The sequence below is a fragment of the Nocardioides sp. P4_G10 genome, assembly GCF_056401175.1.
This window is the reverse complement of the sequence record NZ_JBFUJV010000003.1, coordinates 65,439-79,687: the sequence shown is the minus strand read 5'-3', so window position 1 is coordinate 79,687 and position 14,249 is coordinate 65,439. Positions and strand designations below refer to the sequence as shown.

15 protein-coding genes are annotated in these 14,249 nt (G+C 72.0%); 9 read left to right on the top strand and 6 right to left on the bottom strand.

Annotated features, from left to right (window positions below; genetic code table 11):
* The first annotated feature begins 41 nt into the window (after positions 1 to 41).
* Positions 42 to 1,364, top strand: coding sequence for an aminotransferase class I/II-fold pyridoxal phosphate-dependent enzyme (locus AC1DP1_RS05885; protein ID WP_477506069.1), 1,323 nt, complete (start codon positions 42 to 44; stop codon positions 1,362 to 1,364).
* Here AC1DP1_RS05885 and AC1DP1_RS05880 read toward each other — a convergent pair.
* Together AC1DP1_RS05880 and AC1DP1_RS05875 are read right to left on the bottom strand one after the other, a co-directional pair.
* Positions 1,361 to 2,176, bottom strand: coding sequence for a septum formation family protein (locus AC1DP1_RS05880; RefSeq protein ID WP_477506068.1), 816 nt, complete (start codon positions 2,174 to 2,176; stop codon positions 1,361 to 1,363). The two genes, AC1DP1_RS05885 and AC1DP1_RS05880, sit on opposite strands and share 4 nt — an antisense overlap.
* Positions 2,173 to 2,658, bottom strand: coding sequence for an NAD(P)H-dependent oxidoreductase (locus tag AC1DP1_RS05875; RefSeq protein WP_477506067.1), 486 nt, complete (start codon positions 2,656 to 2,658; stop codon positions 2,173 to 2,175). The genes AC1DP1_RS05880 and AC1DP1_RS05875 overlap by 4 nt, the downstream gene beginning before the upstream one ends.
* 46 nt (positions 2,659 to 2,704) lie before the next feature.
* Between AC1DP1_RS05875 and AC1DP1_RS05870 the strand changes: the two genes are divergently transcribed.
* The 5 genes from AC1DP1_RS05870 to AC1DP1_RS05850 all read left to right on the top strand — a co-directional run bounded on the left by AC1DP1_RS05870 (position 2,705) and on the right by AC1DP1_RS05850 (position 8,001).
* Positions 2,705 to 3,463, top strand: a complete 759-nt coding sequence (locus tag AC1DP1_RS05870) for a class I SAM-dependent methyltransferase (protein WP_477506066.1) — start codon at positions 2,705 to 2,707, stop codon at positions 3,461 to 3,463.
* A 212-nt stretch (positions 3,464 to 3,675) separates the two neighbouring features.
* Complete coding sequence (leuA, locus tag AC1DP1_RS05865; protein WP_477506065.1) at positions 3,676 to 5,445, top strand: 2-isopropylmalate synthase; 1,770 nt, start codon at positions 3,676 to 3,678, stop codon at positions 5,443 to 5,445.
* A gap of 25 nt (positions 5,446 to 5,470) precedes the next feature.
* Entirely contained in the window at positions 5,471 to 6,349 is an 879-nt protein-coding gene (locus AC1DP1_RS05860; RefSeq protein ID WP_477506064.1) for an alpha/beta fold hydrolase, read from the top strand.
* Positions 6,350 to 6,403: 54 nt separating this feature from the next.
* Positions 6,404 to 7,132, top strand: coding sequence for a DNA repair protein RecO (recO, locus tag AC1DP1_RS05855; RefSeq protein ID WP_477506063.1), 729 nt, complete (start codon positions 6,404 to 6,406; stop codon positions 7,130 to 7,132).
* 77 nt (positions 7,133 to 7,209) lie between these two features.
* Positions 7,210 to 8,001: an isoprenyl transferase gene (locus tag AC1DP1_RS05850; protein WP_477506062.1), complete on the top strand. Its 792-nt coding sequence runs from the start codon at positions 7,210 to 7,212 to the stop codon at positions 7,999 to 8,001.
* On the opposite strand, the gene AC1DP1_RS05845 is transcribed toward AC1DP1_RS05850, so the two are convergent.
* Genes AC1DP1_RS05845 through AC1DP1_RS05830 form a run of 4 tightly spaced genes read right to left on the bottom strand, consistent with a single transcriptional unit; the run spans position 7,998 to position 11,113 of the window.
* Entirely contained in the window at positions 7,998 to 8,405 is a 408-nt protein-coding gene (locus AC1DP1_RS05845) for a Fur family transcriptional regulator (protein ID WP_457189931.1), read from the bottom strand. The genes AC1DP1_RS05850 and AC1DP1_RS05845 overlap by 4 nt on opposite strands.
* Entirely contained in the window at positions 8,392 to 9,399 is a 1,008-nt protein-coding gene (locus AC1DP1_RS05840) for a metal ABC transporter permease (RefSeq protein ID WP_477506061.1), read from the bottom strand. The genes AC1DP1_RS05845 and AC1DP1_RS05840 overlap by 14 nt, the downstream gene beginning before the upstream one ends.
* Complete coding sequence (locus AC1DP1_RS05835) at positions 9,396 to 10,184, bottom strand: metal ABC transporter ATP-binding protein (RefSeq protein WP_477506060.1); 789 nt, start codon at positions 10,182 to 10,184, stop codon at positions 9,396 to 9,398. The genes AC1DP1_RS05840 and AC1DP1_RS05835 overlap by 4 nt, the downstream gene beginning before the upstream one ends.
* The gene (locus AC1DP1_RS05830; RefSeq protein WP_477506059.1) at positions 10,175 to 11,113 is read right to left on the bottom strand and encodes a metal ABC transporter solute-binding protein, Zn/Mn family; all 939 of its coding nucleotides are present in this window, start codon (positions 11,111 to 11,113) and stop codon (positions 10,175 to 10,177) included. Before AC1DP1_RS05830 ends, AC1DP1_RS05835 begins: the two co-directional genes overlap by 10 nt.
* Positions 11,114 to 11,174: 61 nt before the next feature.
* Between AC1DP1_RS05830 and AC1DP1_RS05825 the strand changes: the two genes are divergently transcribed.
* From AC1DP1_RS05825 to AC1DP1_RS05815, 3 genes are all read left to right on the top strand, one after another.
* Entirely contained in the window at positions 11,175 to 11,504 is a 330-nt protein-coding gene (locus AC1DP1_RS05825; protein ID WP_477506058.1) for an antibiotic biosynthesis monooxygenase family protein, read from the top strand.
* A 63-nt stretch (positions 11,505 to 11,567) separates the two neighbouring features.
* Positions 11,568 to 12,968, top strand: coding sequence for a glycine--tRNA ligase (locus AC1DP1_RS05820; protein ID WP_477506057.1), 1,401 nt, complete (start codon positions 11,568 to 11,570; stop codon positions 12,966 to 12,968).
* Positions 12,969 to 13,058: 90 nt separating this feature from the next.
* Positions 13,059 to 14,183, top strand: coding sequence for a hypothetical protein (locus tag AC1DP1_RS05815; protein ID WP_477506056.1), 1,125 nt, complete (start codon positions 13,059 to 13,061; stop codon positions 14,181 to 14,183).
* Positions 14,184 to 14,249: the final 66 nt, after the last annotated feature.

Below are 14,249 nucleotides of genomic sequence, written 5' to 3'. Positions count from 1 at the left end.
GCGCGCTGGTCCTTACCGGTCCCGGTGTCGATGATGGCTCCATGACCGCACTCGCGCAGCAGCACTGGGTCCCCGAGCACAGCCGCACCCACATCGAGGCACTGGCGGCGGCGACCGCGGACCGGACGGTCGCGGCCTCGCTCGCCGAGCTGGACCGCCTGGTGGCGGCCAACCGGCAGATCCACGACCACGACTGCCTGAACCTCAACCCGGCGACCAACGTGATGAACCCCCGCGCCGAGGCGATGCTCTCCGCCGGGCTCGGGTCGCGGGCGTCCCTGGGTCACCCCGGTGACAAGTACGAGATGGGGCTCGAGGCCATCGAGCAGATCGAGGTGATGGCGGCGGAGCTCGCGGGCGAGGTGTTCGGGGCGCGCTACGCCGAGATCCGGGTGCCGTCCGGGGCCATCGCCAACCTCTACGCCTTCCTGGCGACGTGCGAGCCGGGGGACACGATCATCGCCCCGCCCGCCAGCATCGGCGGCCACGTCACCCACCACGCAGGGGGCTCGGCCGGGATGTACCGGTTGCGCACCCTCGCCGCGCCCGTCGACGCCGACCGCTTCACCGTGGACGTGGCAGCGCTGCGCGACCTCGCACTCGAGCACCGCCCCCGGATGATCACCATCGGCGCCAGCATGAACCTCTACCCCCACCCGGTCGCCGCGCTGCGCGAGGTGGCCGACGAGGTCGGTGCGGTGCTGCTCTTCGACGCCGCCCACGTCTGCGGCCTGATCGCCGGCGGCGCCTGGCCGAACCCGCTCGAGCAGGGCGCGCACGTGATGACGATGAGCACCTACAAGAGCCTCGGCGGGCCGCCCGGCGGCCTGGTCGTCACCAACGAGCCGGAGATCGCCCGGAGCCTCGACGCGATCGCCTATCCCGGCCTCACTGCCAACTTCGACGCCGGCAAGGCGGCCGCCCTGGCGGTGACGATGCTCGACTGGAAGGCCGTGGGGGCCGACTACGCCGCGACGATGGTTCAGACGGCCGCGGCCCTCGCCGCCGGCCTGGTGGAGCGCGGGCTCCCGGTCTTCCACGGCATCGACGGGCCGACCGGGTCCCACCAGCTCGCCCTGGAGGCGCGCCAGTGGGGCGGTGGCCAGAGCGCGGCACGGCTCCTGCGCCGCGCCAACCTGCTGACGTCGGGCATCGGGCTGCCGGTGGAGGCGGTCGACGGGGACTTGAACGGGCTGCGCATCGGCACCCCCGAGCTGGTCCGGCTGGGCATGGGTCGCGGCGACATGGACGTGCTCGCGTCCCTCCTCGCCTTGGCCCTGACCCCGGGCGCCGACCTCGACGACGTCGCCACCCGGGTGACGGCGTGGCGGTCCCGCTTCGGCGGGGTGCACTTCACCGCCTAGGACGAGGTGTCGGGCACCCAGCAGATGCCGTAGCGCTGGCCGGCGTCCCACTGCTCGCGCGTGGGGCTCTCCTGCGACCAGGTGAAGTCCAGGTCGTCGGTGGCGTCCGCCGCGACGTCGCGGCAGACCTGGTCCATCCGCGCGGCCACCGCGTCGCGGGTGGGCATCCTGCGGCCCGGGATGTCGACGGTCGCCACCGCACGCCACGAGTGCTTCGCGCCGCACGTCACCCGCCGGAACCCGGGGGTGCCGGGTGCCGCGGTGGCGCACATCAGCGGACCGTCCCATCCCTTCGTTCGGCGCGGGAGCCGCAGCAGCGTGCCGGGCGACGCCACGGCCACGATGTCGCAGCGGAACCAGTCGGCCCCGGCCTCCGCCCGCTTCTGGCTCGGGCTGAACCAGACGGCTCGGACCATGCGCAGCCTCAGCTCGCGCGGCGTACGTCCGAGGTGCCGGGGGAGCCGAGTGGTGCAGGCGCGGCTCATCTGCCGCTGCGCGGCCTGCGAGTCCACCCGCCGGGTGAAGCGGGACTTCGTCGTGAGGTCGAGCCGGCCGACGAAGAAGGTCTGCGCCGTGTGCGGTCGTCGGCACGCGACCGGCGCCGTACGACCCACCACGGCGACCGCCTGGCGCAACGACAGGGCGTGGCACTCGCCCACCTCGGGCGTCGGGCCCGGGTCCGGGGCCGCGACCTCGGTCGGGGTGGAGGTCGAGGACGGCGACGGTGTCGGGTCGTCCGCGGGTGCGCCGGTGGGAGAGGTGCAGCCCGACAGCAGGACGGCCGCGGCGAGGGCCGCGAGGAGCCGCCTCATCCCATCACCAGGGCCGCGAGCGTCCCGCCCAGCTCGTACGCCGACTCGCGCTGCGACTCGCCCACGTCGCCCAGCACCTCGAGGACCGGCGCGCTCTGCCGCCAGCCGAGCGCACCCACGATCGACTGCACCGAGCGCACGGCACCCATCGTGTCGTAGCGCCCGTGGACGTAGAGCCCGAACGGCTTGCGTCCGCCCTCCACCGCCGCGGCCGAGCCGTCGTCGGTGAGGGCGCCGCCGGCCTGGAGGAAGATCGAGTCGAAGAAGTGCTTGAGCGCCCCGCTCATGTAGCCGAAGTTCGCGGGCGTCCCGAGCACGTAGCCGTCCGCGGCGAGCACGTCGTCCGCATCGGCCTCGAGGGCTGCCCGGACGACCACGTCGACGCCGGTGATCGCGTCGTCCGACGCGCCGGCGACCACGGCCTCGGTCAGCGCGGCCACCGAGGGCGTCGGCGAGTGGTGGACGATGAGCAGGCGCGGCACGGAGCCGAGGCTACTCACGGGCCCGCGGGCGGCGTACCGTCGACGCGTGAGCTTCGAGGTGGCGGGTGAGGCGTACGACCGGTTCATGGGGCGCTACTCGCAGCCGCTCGCGGTCCGCTTCGCCGACCTGTTGGAGGTAACCGCGGGGGAGCGAGCGCTCGACGTCGGCTGCGGGCCCGGTGCGTTCACCGCGCCGCTGGTCGACCGCCTCGGAGCAGACCAGGTGTCCGCGATCGACCCGTCGGCGCCCTTCGTCGAGACCTGCCGCGCCCGCTTCCCCGGGGTCGACGTCCAGCGGGGCGCCGCCGAGTCGCTGCCGTGGGACGACGACTCGCACGACGTGAGCGGCGCGTGCCTCGTCGTGCACTTCATGACCGACCCCGTCGGCGGGGTGTCGGAGATGAAGCGGGTGACCCGGGAGGGCGGCTGGGTCGGCGCCACGGTGTGGGACCTCGCCGGCTCCCGCGCGCCGATGGCGCCGCTGTGGACCGCCTTCGCCGAGGTGGCCCCGCAGCAGCCGGACGAGCGGGGCTTCCAGGGTGGCTCGCGCGAGAGCATCCGCTCGATCCTGGAGGGTGCCGCCCTCCGTGACGTCGAGGTGAGCGAGCTGTCGGTCACCGTCACCCACCCGACCTTCGAGGAGTGGTGGCAGCCCTACCTGCACGGCGTCGGCCCGGCGGGGGAGGTCATCGCCGCGCTCGACCCGGACCGCAGGCGGGAGGTCGAGCAGACCCTGCGCCGCAACCTCGGCGACGGTCCGTTCGACATCACCGCCGTGGCGTGGGCGGGCCGCGGTCGGGCGTGAGCCCGGGCCTGGTGGCCGGACCCGGCCACGAGGTGTCTCATCCAGCGGGAGACGGGCGGCGGCTGCGCGCGGACGGGGTTACTGTTGGTCCCTCATGATGCGCAGCCTTCTCCTCCTTCGCCGCCGCAGCGAGGCCTGACCCGGCCCCCTCGTTGCGGAGTGTGGCGCGTGCCGGTCGCCCCTCCGCACACGAGAAGCAGACCGAGGACCTCATGACCAACCTGAGCAACACCGCCAACCAGCAGGGCACGAGCCCGATGCCGTTCGCCCGCTACACGCCGTTCGTGCCCGTCGACGTTCCCGACCGCACCTGGCCGACCCGGAAGGTCGAGAAGGCGCCGCGGTGGCTCTCCACCGACCTGCGCGACGGCAACCAGGCGCTCATCGACCCGATGACGCCCGCCCGCAAGCTCACGATGTTCGAGCTGCTGGTGGCGATGGGCTACAAGGAGATCGAGGTCGGCTTCCCCAGCGCCAGCCAGACCGACTTCGACTTCGTGCGCAAGCTCATCGACGAGGACCGCATCCCCGACGACGTACAGATCTCGGTGCTGACGCAGGCCCGTGAGGACCTGATCGAGCGCACCGTCGACTCGCTGGTCGGCGCCCCGCGCGCGACCGTGCACCTCTACAACGCCACGGCTCCGCTGTTCCAGCGCGTGGTCTTCAACGTCACCCCCGACGAGTGCCGCAACATCGCCGTCCGCGGCACCGAGATGGTCATGAAGTACGCCGAGGAGCGGCTTGGCGGCCTCGTCGGCAGCGAGTCCTTCGGCTACCAGTACAGCCCGGAGATCTTCACCCAGTCCGACACCGACTTCGCGCTGAGCGTCTGCGAAGCGGTGTCCGACGTGTGGCAGCCCGAGGCCGGCCGCGAGATCATCCTCAACCTGCCCGCCACGGTCGAGATGTCGACGCCCAACACCTACGCCGACCAGATCGAGTACTTCGGCCGCGGCCTGACCCGCCGCGAGCACTCCGCGATCAGCCTGCACCCGCACAACGACCGCGGCACCGCGGTCGCCGCCACCGAGCTGGGCCTGATGGCCGGCGCCGACCGCGTCGAGGGCTGCCTGTTCGGCCACGGCGAGCGCACCGGCAACGTCGACCTGGTGACCCTGGCGATGAACCTCTTCAGCCAGGGCATCGACCCGCAGGTCGACCTCGGCGACATCGACGAGGTCCGCCGCACCGTCGAGTACTGCACCAACCTGCCGGTCCACCCGCGCCACCCCTACGCGGGCGACCTCGTCTACACCGCCTTCTCCGGCTCCCACCAGGACGCCATCAAGAAGGGCCTGGAGGACCTGGACAAGAAGGCGACCGCGCTGGGCGTCGAGGTCGGCGAGCTGCCCTGGGAGGCGCCGTACCTGCCGATCGACCCCAAGGACGTCGGCCGCACCTACGAGGCGGTCATCCGCGTCAACAGCCAGTCCGGCAAGGGCGGCGTGGCCTACGTCCTCAAGTCCGAGCACAAGCTCGACCTGCCGCGTCGCGCGCAGATCGAGTTCAGCCGCGTCGTCCAGCAGCGCACCGACACCGAGGGCGGGGAGATCACGCCCGAGGAGATCTGGTCCGTCTTCCGTGCGGAGTACCTGGACCGGGAGACCCCGCTCAAGCTCAACTCGGTCCACACCTCCAGCGCTGCGGGGGAGAAGGACCAGCTCACCGTCGGGGTGTACGTCGACGGCGTGCGCCGCGAGCTGACCGGCGCCGGCAACGGCCCGATCAACGCCTTCACCAACGCGCTCAACGAGCTCGTCGAGGCCGAGCAGGCGGCGGGCAACCCGGCCTACGCCGGCCGCGGCGAGGTCCGGGTCCTCGACTACCACGAGCACGCACTGTCGTCCGGTGGCGACGCCATCGCAGCGGCGTACGTCGAGTGCGCCGTCGGCGAGAAGGTGCTGTGGGGCGTGGGGCTCGACGCCAACATCGTCACCGCGTCGCTGAAGGCGGTCATCAGCGCGGTCAACCGCGGCTGAGCGCCGGCAGCGCTACATTCGGTCCATGTTGGTCAGCGAGCGGATCGGACAGTTCTTCGTCGAGTCCGACGGTGGGCGCGACCGGCTCGAGTACACCGAGTACGGCTCGGGCGACGAGTGGGTCGTGCTGCTGCACGGCCTGCTCATGCCGCGCCGGATGCAGCAGCCGCTCGCCCGCGCGATGGCCGCGCAGGGGCTGCACGTGGTGACCCTCGACCTGCTCGGGCACGGCCGCTCCGACCAGCCGGCCGACCCGCTGGTCTACTCGATGACGTCGTTCGGCGAGCAGGTCGTCGCGCTGCTCGACCACCTCGGCGCGGAGCAGGCCGTCATCGGCGGCACGTCGCTGGGCGCCAACGTCTCGCTGGAGGTGGCGGTGATCGCGCCGGAGCGGGTCAAGGGCCTGATCGTCGAGATGCCGGTGCTCAACAACGCGCTGGTCGCCGGGATCCTCGCGTTCGTCCCGATCATGCTCGCCGCGCGTTACCTGCCGATCACGGCCAACACCCTGCAGCGGCTCTCCCGGTCCGTGCCCCGCGGGATCGTCCCGTTCTGGGTCGGCATCGGCCTCGACACCGTCGACCACCGCGCCGAGTCCATCGCCTCGGTGCTGCACGGGGTGATCTTCGGCCGGCTCGCGCCGTCCCGCAGCCAGCGTCGTCGCATCCAGGCACCGGTCTTCCTCGTCGGCCACCCGATCGACCCGATCCACCCCTTCGTCGACGCCGACATGCTGGCCGCGGAGCTGCCCAACGTCCGGCTCGAACGGGCCACCTCGATCCTCGAGTGGCGGTTCCGGCCGGAGCGGCTCACCACCGCCGCCGCCGACTTCGCCCTCGAGTGCTGGCACGAGCACCCCGCCACGACCAAGGCCGCGACGAAGGCCCGCACCCGGAAACGCTGACGCCGCACCCCGCCCGTACGCGCCTGAGCAGGCTCGGTGGGGGAGAATGACCGCGTGCCCCTGTACCGCGACGAGGCCGTCGTGCTCCGCACCCACAAGCTGGGCGAGGCCGACCGCATCATCACCCTGCTGACCCGTCAGCACGGGCGCGTGCGCGCGGTCGCCAAGGGGGTGCGGCGTACGACGTCACGCTGGGGCTCCCGCCTCGAGCCGTTCAACCACGTCGACCTCCAGCTCGCGGAGGGGCGCAGCCTCGACGTGATCACCCAGGCCGAGACGCTCGACCCGTTCCACGCAYGGCTGGGGCTCGACTACGACCGCTACACCGCCGGCACGGTGATGCTCGAGACCGCCGAGCGCCTGGTGACCGAGGAGAAGGAGCCCGCGGTCCAGCAGTTCCTGCTGCTCGTCGGCGGGCTGCGGGCGATGGCCGGCCCCGAGCACCCCGCCAAGCAGGTCCTCGACTCCTACCTGCTGCGCTCCTTGTCCGTCGCGGGCTACGCGCCGTCGTTCGACCACTGCGTGCAGTGCGGCGTCGAGGGCCCGCACCGCTTCTTCAACCCGTCGGCCGGTGGCGTCCTGTGCTCCTCCGACAAGCTGCCGGGGTCGGCCACCCCCGCCGGGGAGACCGTCCTCCTGCTCGGCGCGCTCCTCGTCGGCGACTGGCCCGTCGTCCACGCCGCCGAGCCACGCCACCTGCGTGAGGCCAGCAACCTCGTCTCGGCCTACCTCGCCTGGCACCTCGAGCGCGGCCTGCGCTCGATGGCGTACGTCGAGCGCTGACGCGTCGCCTCTGACGTCATGGCGTGCGGTCGTCCGGGCGACCGCACGCCATGACGTCCCCGCACTACGCTGGCGCCGTGAAGCGAGAGGTGAAGCCGCCGACCCCGCACCCGAGCGGCGCGACGCCGCCGCCGGTCCCGCGCGACCTCGTGCCCGAGCACGTCGCGATCATCATGGACGGCAACGGCCGGTGGGCGAAGGAGCGTGGGCTGCCCCGCACGAAGGGGCACGAGCAGGGCGAGCACACGCTCTTCGACGTCGTCGAGGGGGCGATCGAGATCGGCGTGAAGGCCATCTCGGCCTACGCGTTCTCCACCGAGAACTGGTCGCGCTCGCCCGACGAGGTGCGCTTCCTGATGGGCTTCAACCGCGACGTGATCCGCCGTCGTCGCGACGAGATGCACGACCTGGGCGTGCGCGTGCGCTGGGCCGGTCGCGCTCCCCGGCTGTGGCGGTCGGTCATCAAGGAGCTCCAGGTCGCCGAGGAGATGACGAAGGACAACGACGTCCTCACCCTCACGATGTGCGTCAACTACGGCGGCCGGGCCGAGCTCGCCGACGCCGCTCGCGCCATCGGCCGCGAGGTCGCCGCAGGCCGCCTGAACCCGGACAAGATCGACGAGAAGATCTTCGCCCGGCACCTCTACGTCCCCGAGCTTCCGGACGCCGACCTGGTCTGGCGCACGTCGGGCGAGCAGCGGCTGTCCAACTACATGCTGTGGCAGGCGGCCTACAGCGAGATGGTCTTCACCGACGTGCTCTGGCCCGACGTGGACCGGCGGCACCTGTGGTCGGCCGTCGAGACGTACGCCAGCCGCGACCGCCGCTACGGCGGCGCGCTCCCCAACCAGACCCCCGGCCAGCCCTAGCGGCAGGCGGGGCAGGTCCCGAAGATCTCCAGCGTGTGGCTGATGTCCGCGTAGCCGTGCTCGGTCGCGATCGCGCTCGTCCACCGCTCGACGGCAGGTCCCTCGACCTCCACGGTCGCCCCGCAGGTGCGGCACACGAGGTGGTGGTGGTGCGTGTCGGAGCAGCTGCGCCAGATGGCCTCGCCGTCCTCGTTGCGCAGCATGTCGACCTCGCCGGCGTCGGCGAGGGTCGCCAGCGTGCGGTAGACGGTCGCGAGCCCGACGGACTCGCCCTGCTGCGAGATGAGGTCGTGGATCTCCTGCGCGCTGCGGAAGTCGTCGAAGCCGGCCAGCGCGGCGGCGACCGCGCGACGCTGGCGGGTCGGCCGGACCGAGGGCCGGGGCGTGGGTTCAGTGCTCGTCATAGTGCTCTCCGTGTACGGCGTGCCGGTGGCCGTCGTGGACGTAGTCGACGTGGTCCGCGTGCGGCACCGCCGGGTGGCCGCAGTCGGTGCCGTGCTGGTGGGGGTGCTCGTCGGTGACGGTGTGCGTGGCCACCTCGACGCTCGCGAACGGCGAGAGCATCCGGCGGCGCCTGCGCAGCCACACGCCGATGGGCCAGGTGGAGGCGAACATCGCGAGGGCGAGCAGCACGATCGTCGGCCCCGGCGCGACAGTGGCCCGGAACGACAGGGCCGCGCTCAGCAGCAGGCCGCCGAGGGCCGCGAGGACGCCGACGACCATCGCGCCCGCGATCGTCGTACGGAACGAGCGGGCGAGCTGCTGGGCGGTCGCGACCGGCACCACCATCAATGCGGACACGAGCAGCAGGCCGACCGTGCGCATCGCGACGGTGACGGTCACGGCGGCGAGCACGGCGATCAGCAGGTTGTAGAGGCGCACCCGCAGGCCGGCGACTCGCGCGAAGTCGGGGTCGCTGGAGACGGCGAAGAGCTGGGGGAGCAGGCCGAGCGTGGTCACGAGCAGCACCACGGTCAGGCCGAACGTGAACCACACGTCGCTGGCGGTGATGCTGGTGAGCGACCCGAAGAGGTACTCCTGGAGCCGCGCCGCACCCTGTCCGGCGAGGCCGGTGATCAGCACGCCACCGGCCAGGCCGCCGTAGAAGAGCAGGGCCAGCGCGACGTCGCCGTTGGTGTGGCCGCGTTCGCGGATGACCTCGATCAGGACGGCGCCGAGGACCGCGACGACGACGGCCGTCCACGTCGGGGAGGTGTTGGTGAGCAGGCCGATCGCGACACCCGTGACGGCGACGTGGCCGATGCCGTCCCCCAGCAGGGCGAGGCGGCGCTGCACGAGGAAGGTGCCGATCGCGGGTGCGGCGAGGCCCGTCAGCAGCGCGGCGAGGAGCGCACGCTGCATGAAGGGCAGCGAGAAGAGGTCGACGAAGTCGCTCATCGTCCGCCGCCCAGCTCGTCGAGCGGCGATCCCACGTGCGGGACGTGGTCGTGCGAGGCGGCCAGCGGGTGGTGGTGCCCGTGGGCGTCCTCCTCGTCGAGCGCGGGCCCGTCGTAGGCGATCCGGCCGTCGCGCATCACGACCGCTCGGTCGATCAGCGGCGCCATCGGACCGAGCTCGTGGGCGACCAGCACGATGGTGGCGCCGCCGGCCTTGAAGGTGGCGAGCGCGTCGGCGAGGGCGCGCTGGTTGCCGAGGTCGACCCCGGCGGTGGGCTCGTCGAGCACCAGCAGGTCGGGCTCGCCGGCCAGTGCGCGAGCGATGAGGACGCGCTGCTGCTGCCCGCCGCTCAGCTGGGACACGCCGAGGCCCGCGCGGTCGGACAGCCCGACGACGTCGATCGCGTCGGCGATCGCCCGCCGGTCCTCGCGGGAGAGTGGGAGGAAGGGGCGCCGCCGGCTGATGCGCCCCGACGCGACGACCTCCCAGACGGTCGCAGGTACGCCGCTGGCCGCGGACGCGCGCTGCGGCACGAAGCCGACCCGCTTCCAGTCGCGGAAGTCGGCGTACGGCGTGCCGAAGAGGGAGATGCCGCCACCCGTCGTCGGCAGCAGGCCGGTGATCGCACGCACGAGGGTCGACTTGCCGGAGCCGTTGGCGCCCATCAGTGCCAGGAACTCGCCGGACCGGACGGTGAGGTCGATCCCGCGCAGGATCGGGCGGCCGCCGATCGCGACCGACCCGTCGCGGACCTCGACCGGAGGTGCTCCGGGGCTCACTGGCATCCGTTGGCCTTCCGGAGCGCGTCGAGGTTCTGGCCCATGAGGGAAAGGTAGTCGTCGTCGGACGTCTCGTCCGAGAGGCCCTCGACCGGGTCGAGCACCGCGGTCTCGAGGCCGAGGTCGCCGGCGAGCGAGTCGGCCATCTTGCTGCTGGCGAGGCGCTCGGAGAAGACGGTGGTGATGCCGTCCTCGGTGATCAGCTGCTGGAGCCGGGCCAGGTCGGCCGGCGTCGGCTCGGCGTCGGGGGAGAGGCCGGCGATCGCCTCGAACTGCAGCCCGTAGCGGGCGAGGTAGGAGAACGCCTCGTGGCTGACGACGGTCGTCGTGCGCTCGCACGTCGCCAGGCCGTCGACGTACTCCTGGTCCAGGGCCTCCAGCTCCGTGCGCAGCGCCGCCGCGTTGTCCTCGTACGTCGCTGCGCCGTCGGGGTCGAGCTCGACCAGCCGGTCGGCCACGGCGTCACCGAGGTCGGCCATCAGCAGCGGGTCCTGCCAGAAGTGGGGGTCGAGGTCGCCGTGGTCGTGGCCCGCCTCGTCGTGCTCGTGCTCGTGCTCGGAGGCGGGCATGAGCTCGACCACGTCGGCCGCGTCGACGATCTCCGCGTCGGGCGCGTTGGCGTCGACCGTCTCGTCGACCGCGGGCTGGAAGCCGTGCTCGAGCACGATCAGGTCGGCCTCCGCGAGGGTCGCGGTCTGCTTGATGTCGAGCGACAGGTCGTGCGGCTCGGTGCCCGGCCCGGTGAGGTTGGTGACCTCCCACTCGTCGCCCGCCACCTGACCGGTCACCCAGGCCAGCGGGTAGAACGCGGCGACGGCCGAGCGACCATTCCCGGCGCTGTCGTCGGACCCGCCGCAGCCGGCAAGGAGAGCGGCCGAGGCGAGGGCGGTGGCGAGGGCGATGGCGAGGGCGATCGGTCGGGTGGCGGACAACATGAGAACGATTCTCACGCTCTTTGAGAACCGTTGTCAAACCGGCGGGCCGTAGGGTGAGCCCGTGCTCGTCGTCACCCGCCTCCGTACGCCCTTGCCCGACGCGGCAGCCGAGAGCGAGCTGCGCGCCGGCCTGCTGCAGGCACTTGCCATCCTGGCCGCCAAGCCCGGATGGGTCGGCGGCGACGTCGGCCGCAACGTCGACGACCCGTCCCTCTGGGTGCTGACCACGCGCTGGGAGAACGTCGGGTCCTACCGGCGCGCGCTGGGGTCGTACGAGGGCAAGATGCACATCCAGCCGCTGATGGTGAACGCGCTCGACGAGCCCAGCGCCTACGAGGTGGTCGAGGAGGGGACCGACCTCAACGAGGCGCACCCCCGCTCGATAGGCTGACCGTTCGTTTCTCCGAGCCGGCAGCCAGCCTGCCGACCTGCCCACACCTGAAGGACCTGCACCGTGGCCAAGCCCGCTCCCACCGCCCTGGACAACGTCGTCTCCCTCGCGAAGCGCCGAGGTTTCGTCTACCCCTGCGGTGAGATCTACGGCGGTACGAAGTCGGCCTGGGACTACGGCCCACTCGGCGTGGAGCTCAAGGAGAACATCAAGCGCCAGTGGTGGAAGTTCATGGTGACGCGACGCGACGACGTCGTCGGCCTCGACTCCAGCGTCATCCTGCCCACCCGCACGTGGGAGGCCTCCGGCCACCTGAGCACCTTCAGCGACCCGCTCGTGGAGTGCCAGTCGTGCCACAAGCGCTTCCGCGAGGACCACCTCCAGGAGGACCACGCGGCGAAGAAGGGCATCGACGACCCCGACACCGTCGACATCAACGAGTCGGTCGCCTGCCCCAACTGCGGCACCCGCAACGCGTGGACCGCGCCGCGCAACTTCAACATGATGCTCAAGACCTACCTCGGCGTCATCGAGGACGAGTCCGGCCTGCACTACCTGCGGCCCGAGACCGCGCAGGGCATCTTCCTCAACTTCGCCAACGTGGTGACCTCGAGCCGCCAGAAGCCGCCCTTCGGCATCGCGCAGATGGGCAAGAGCTTCCGCAACGAGATCACCCCCGGCAACTTCATCTTCCGCACGCGCGAGTTCGAGCAGATGGAGATGGAGTTCTTCGTCAAGCCCGGCGAGGACGACGAGTGGTTCCGCTACTGGATCGAGCAGCGCACCCAGTGGTACGTCGACCTCGGCATCAACCCCGACAACCTGCGCCACTACGAGCACCCGCAGGAGAAGCTGTCGCACTACTCCAAGGGCACGACCGACATCGAGTACCGCTTCGGGTTCTCCGGTCGTGACTTCGAGGAGCTCGAGGGCATCGCCAACCGCACCGACTTCGACCTCAAGCAGCACAGCGAGTTCTCCGGCAAGGACCTGTCCTACTACGACCAGGCCGCCGACGAGCGCTACCTGCCCTACGTCATCGAGCCGGCCGCCGGTCTCACCCGCTCGCTGATGGCGTTCCTCATCGACGCCTACACCGAGGACGAGGCCCCCAACACCAAGGGCGGCGTCGACAAGCGCGTCGTGCTCAAGCTCGACCCGCGCCTCGCGCCGGTCAAGGTCGCGGTCCTCCCGCTGAGCCGCCACGCCGACCTCTCGCCCAAGGCGAAGGCGCTGGCCGCCGAGCTGCGCGAGAACTGGAACGTCGACTTCGACGACTCCGGCGCCATCGGTCGCCGCTACCGCCGCCAGGACGAGATCGGTACGCCGTTCTGCGTGACGGTCGACTTCGAGACCCTCGACGACGACGCGGTCACGATCCGCGAGCGCGACTCGATGGCCCAGGAGCGGGTCAGCCTCGACGGCATCACCCGCTGGTTCGCGGAGCGCCTCGTCGGCTGCTGACCCCGCCGACCCCGGGCTCTGGCGCCCCGTCGGCGCCGGTGGCACGCTGGGGCGGTCCGGACCTGGAGGGTCCACGATCGGGGGATCACCATGCGTCGTCGTACGGCCACGTTCCTGACCCTGACCGCGCTCGGGGTGGTGCTGTCCGGGGTGGCCGCCTCGACCGCGCCGGTGGCGCTGGCCGACCCTGCCCCGAGCCAGGACCGCACCCGTGACCGGGCGTCGGGACCGCGGACCATCGACCCGCGGGAGCTGGACCGCGGCCCGGACGCGGCCGTCGATCATCTCCAGGACGGCGTCATCCACGCCGCGGACGGCACCACCGTCCGCGTCGGCATCCCGCACGGCCGCCAGCGGATCGCGCTCCTGGGCGCCGTCGGCACCGCGTGGGCGGTGGCGACGTGGCGGCGCGCCGACTCCTCCAGCGGTCCCGGCGAGGCCACGGTCGACCTCGTGCGCCCCGGCGCCGCGCCGGTCCGGGTGCCGCGCTCGCGGATGCCCTACTACGCCGACTCCTACGTCGGCTTCCGGCTCTCCCGCGACGGCGCCCAGCTGTTGACCACCACCTACGACCGCGGGGGGAGCACGACGCAGCTGCGCGCGACCGCGACCGGCAGGCTGGGCGGGACCAGCTACAGCGGCGCGTTCTTCCAGCCGTTCGACGCCGACGCGGGTCACGTCCTCACCTGGTACGACAACGAGTTCGGCCGGCTCCGGGTCGCCGACTGGGCCGGCGACGAGCGCTTCACCCGGGTCGCGACCTCCGCGGTCTACGCCGACCTCCGGCGCGACCTGATGTTCGTGCGCACCACCGGTCGCGACTTCGGCCCCACCCCGATCTCGGCGCCGGTCGTGCCGGCGTGGTCGGCCCCGTTCCAGCCGCTCGACGTCTCGCCCGACGGGGCGACGGCGATCGGCCTGCGGATCACCCGCTCCGGCTTCACGAGCCGCGCCATCCTCGACGTACGGTCCATGGCCGACGGTTCGCTGGTCGACCACATCGCGTTCGGTCCGAAGATCACCGAGGACACCTGGTCGATCATCAACGACCACGAGCAGACGGCGCGCTTCGAGGACGATGCGAGCTACGTCTTCCAGCTGACCACGGCGCGCGGAGCGGTGCTCGTGCGCTGTCCCGTCGGGGGACGCGACTGCGAGCGGGCCTCGGACTTCGGCAGCGACATCTCGGTGCCGTTCGAGCGATTCATGTGGTGATCCCGCGTTGCGAGCAGGAGACCGGCCGGACGCGCGGACCCGGCTGATTTGGGCCGGGCCCGATCC

What these genes read in the sequence shown, in the direction of transcription:
- AC1DP1_RS05885 (WP_477506069.1), top strand. Translation starts at nt 42, where the DNA reads ATGACCGCACTCGCGCAGCAGCACTGGGTCCCCGAGCACAGCCGCACC.
- AC1DP1_RS05880 (WP_477506068.1), bottom strand. Translation starts at nt 2,176, where the DNA reads ATGAGGCGGCTCCTCGCGGCCCTCGCCGCGGCCGTCCTGCTGTCGGGC.
- leuA (WP_477506065.1), top strand. Translation starts at nt 3,676, where the DNA reads ATGACCAACCTGAGCAACACCGCCAACCAGCAGGGCACGAGCCCGATG.
- AC1DP1_RS05860 (WP_477506064.1), top strand. Translation starts at nt 5,471, where the DNA reads ATGTTGGTCAGCGAGCGGATCGGACAGTTCTTCGTCGAGTCCGACGGT.
- AC1DP1_RS05845 (WP_457189931.1), bottom strand. Translation starts at nt 8,405, where the DNA reads ATGACGAGCACTGAACCCACGCCCCGGCCCTCGGTCCGGCCGACCCGC.
- AC1DP1_RS05840 (WP_477506061.1), bottom strand. Translation starts at nt 9,399, where the DNA reads ATGAGCGACTTCGTCGACCTCTTCTCGCTGCCCTTCATGCAGCGTGCG.
- AC1DP1_RS05835 (WP_477506060.1), bottom strand. Translation starts at nt 10,184, where the DNA reads ATGCCAGTGAGCCCCGGAGCACCTCCGGTCGAGGTCCGCGACGGGTCG.
- AC1DP1_RS05830 (WP_477506059.1), bottom strand. Translation starts at nt 11,113, where the DNA reads ATGTTGTCCGCCACCCGACCGATCGCCCTCGCCATCGCCCTCGCCACC.
- AC1DP1_RS05815 (WP_477506056.1), top strand. Translation starts at nt 13,059, where the DNA reads ATGCGTCGTCGTACGGCCACGTTCCTGACCCTGACCGCGCTCGGGGTG.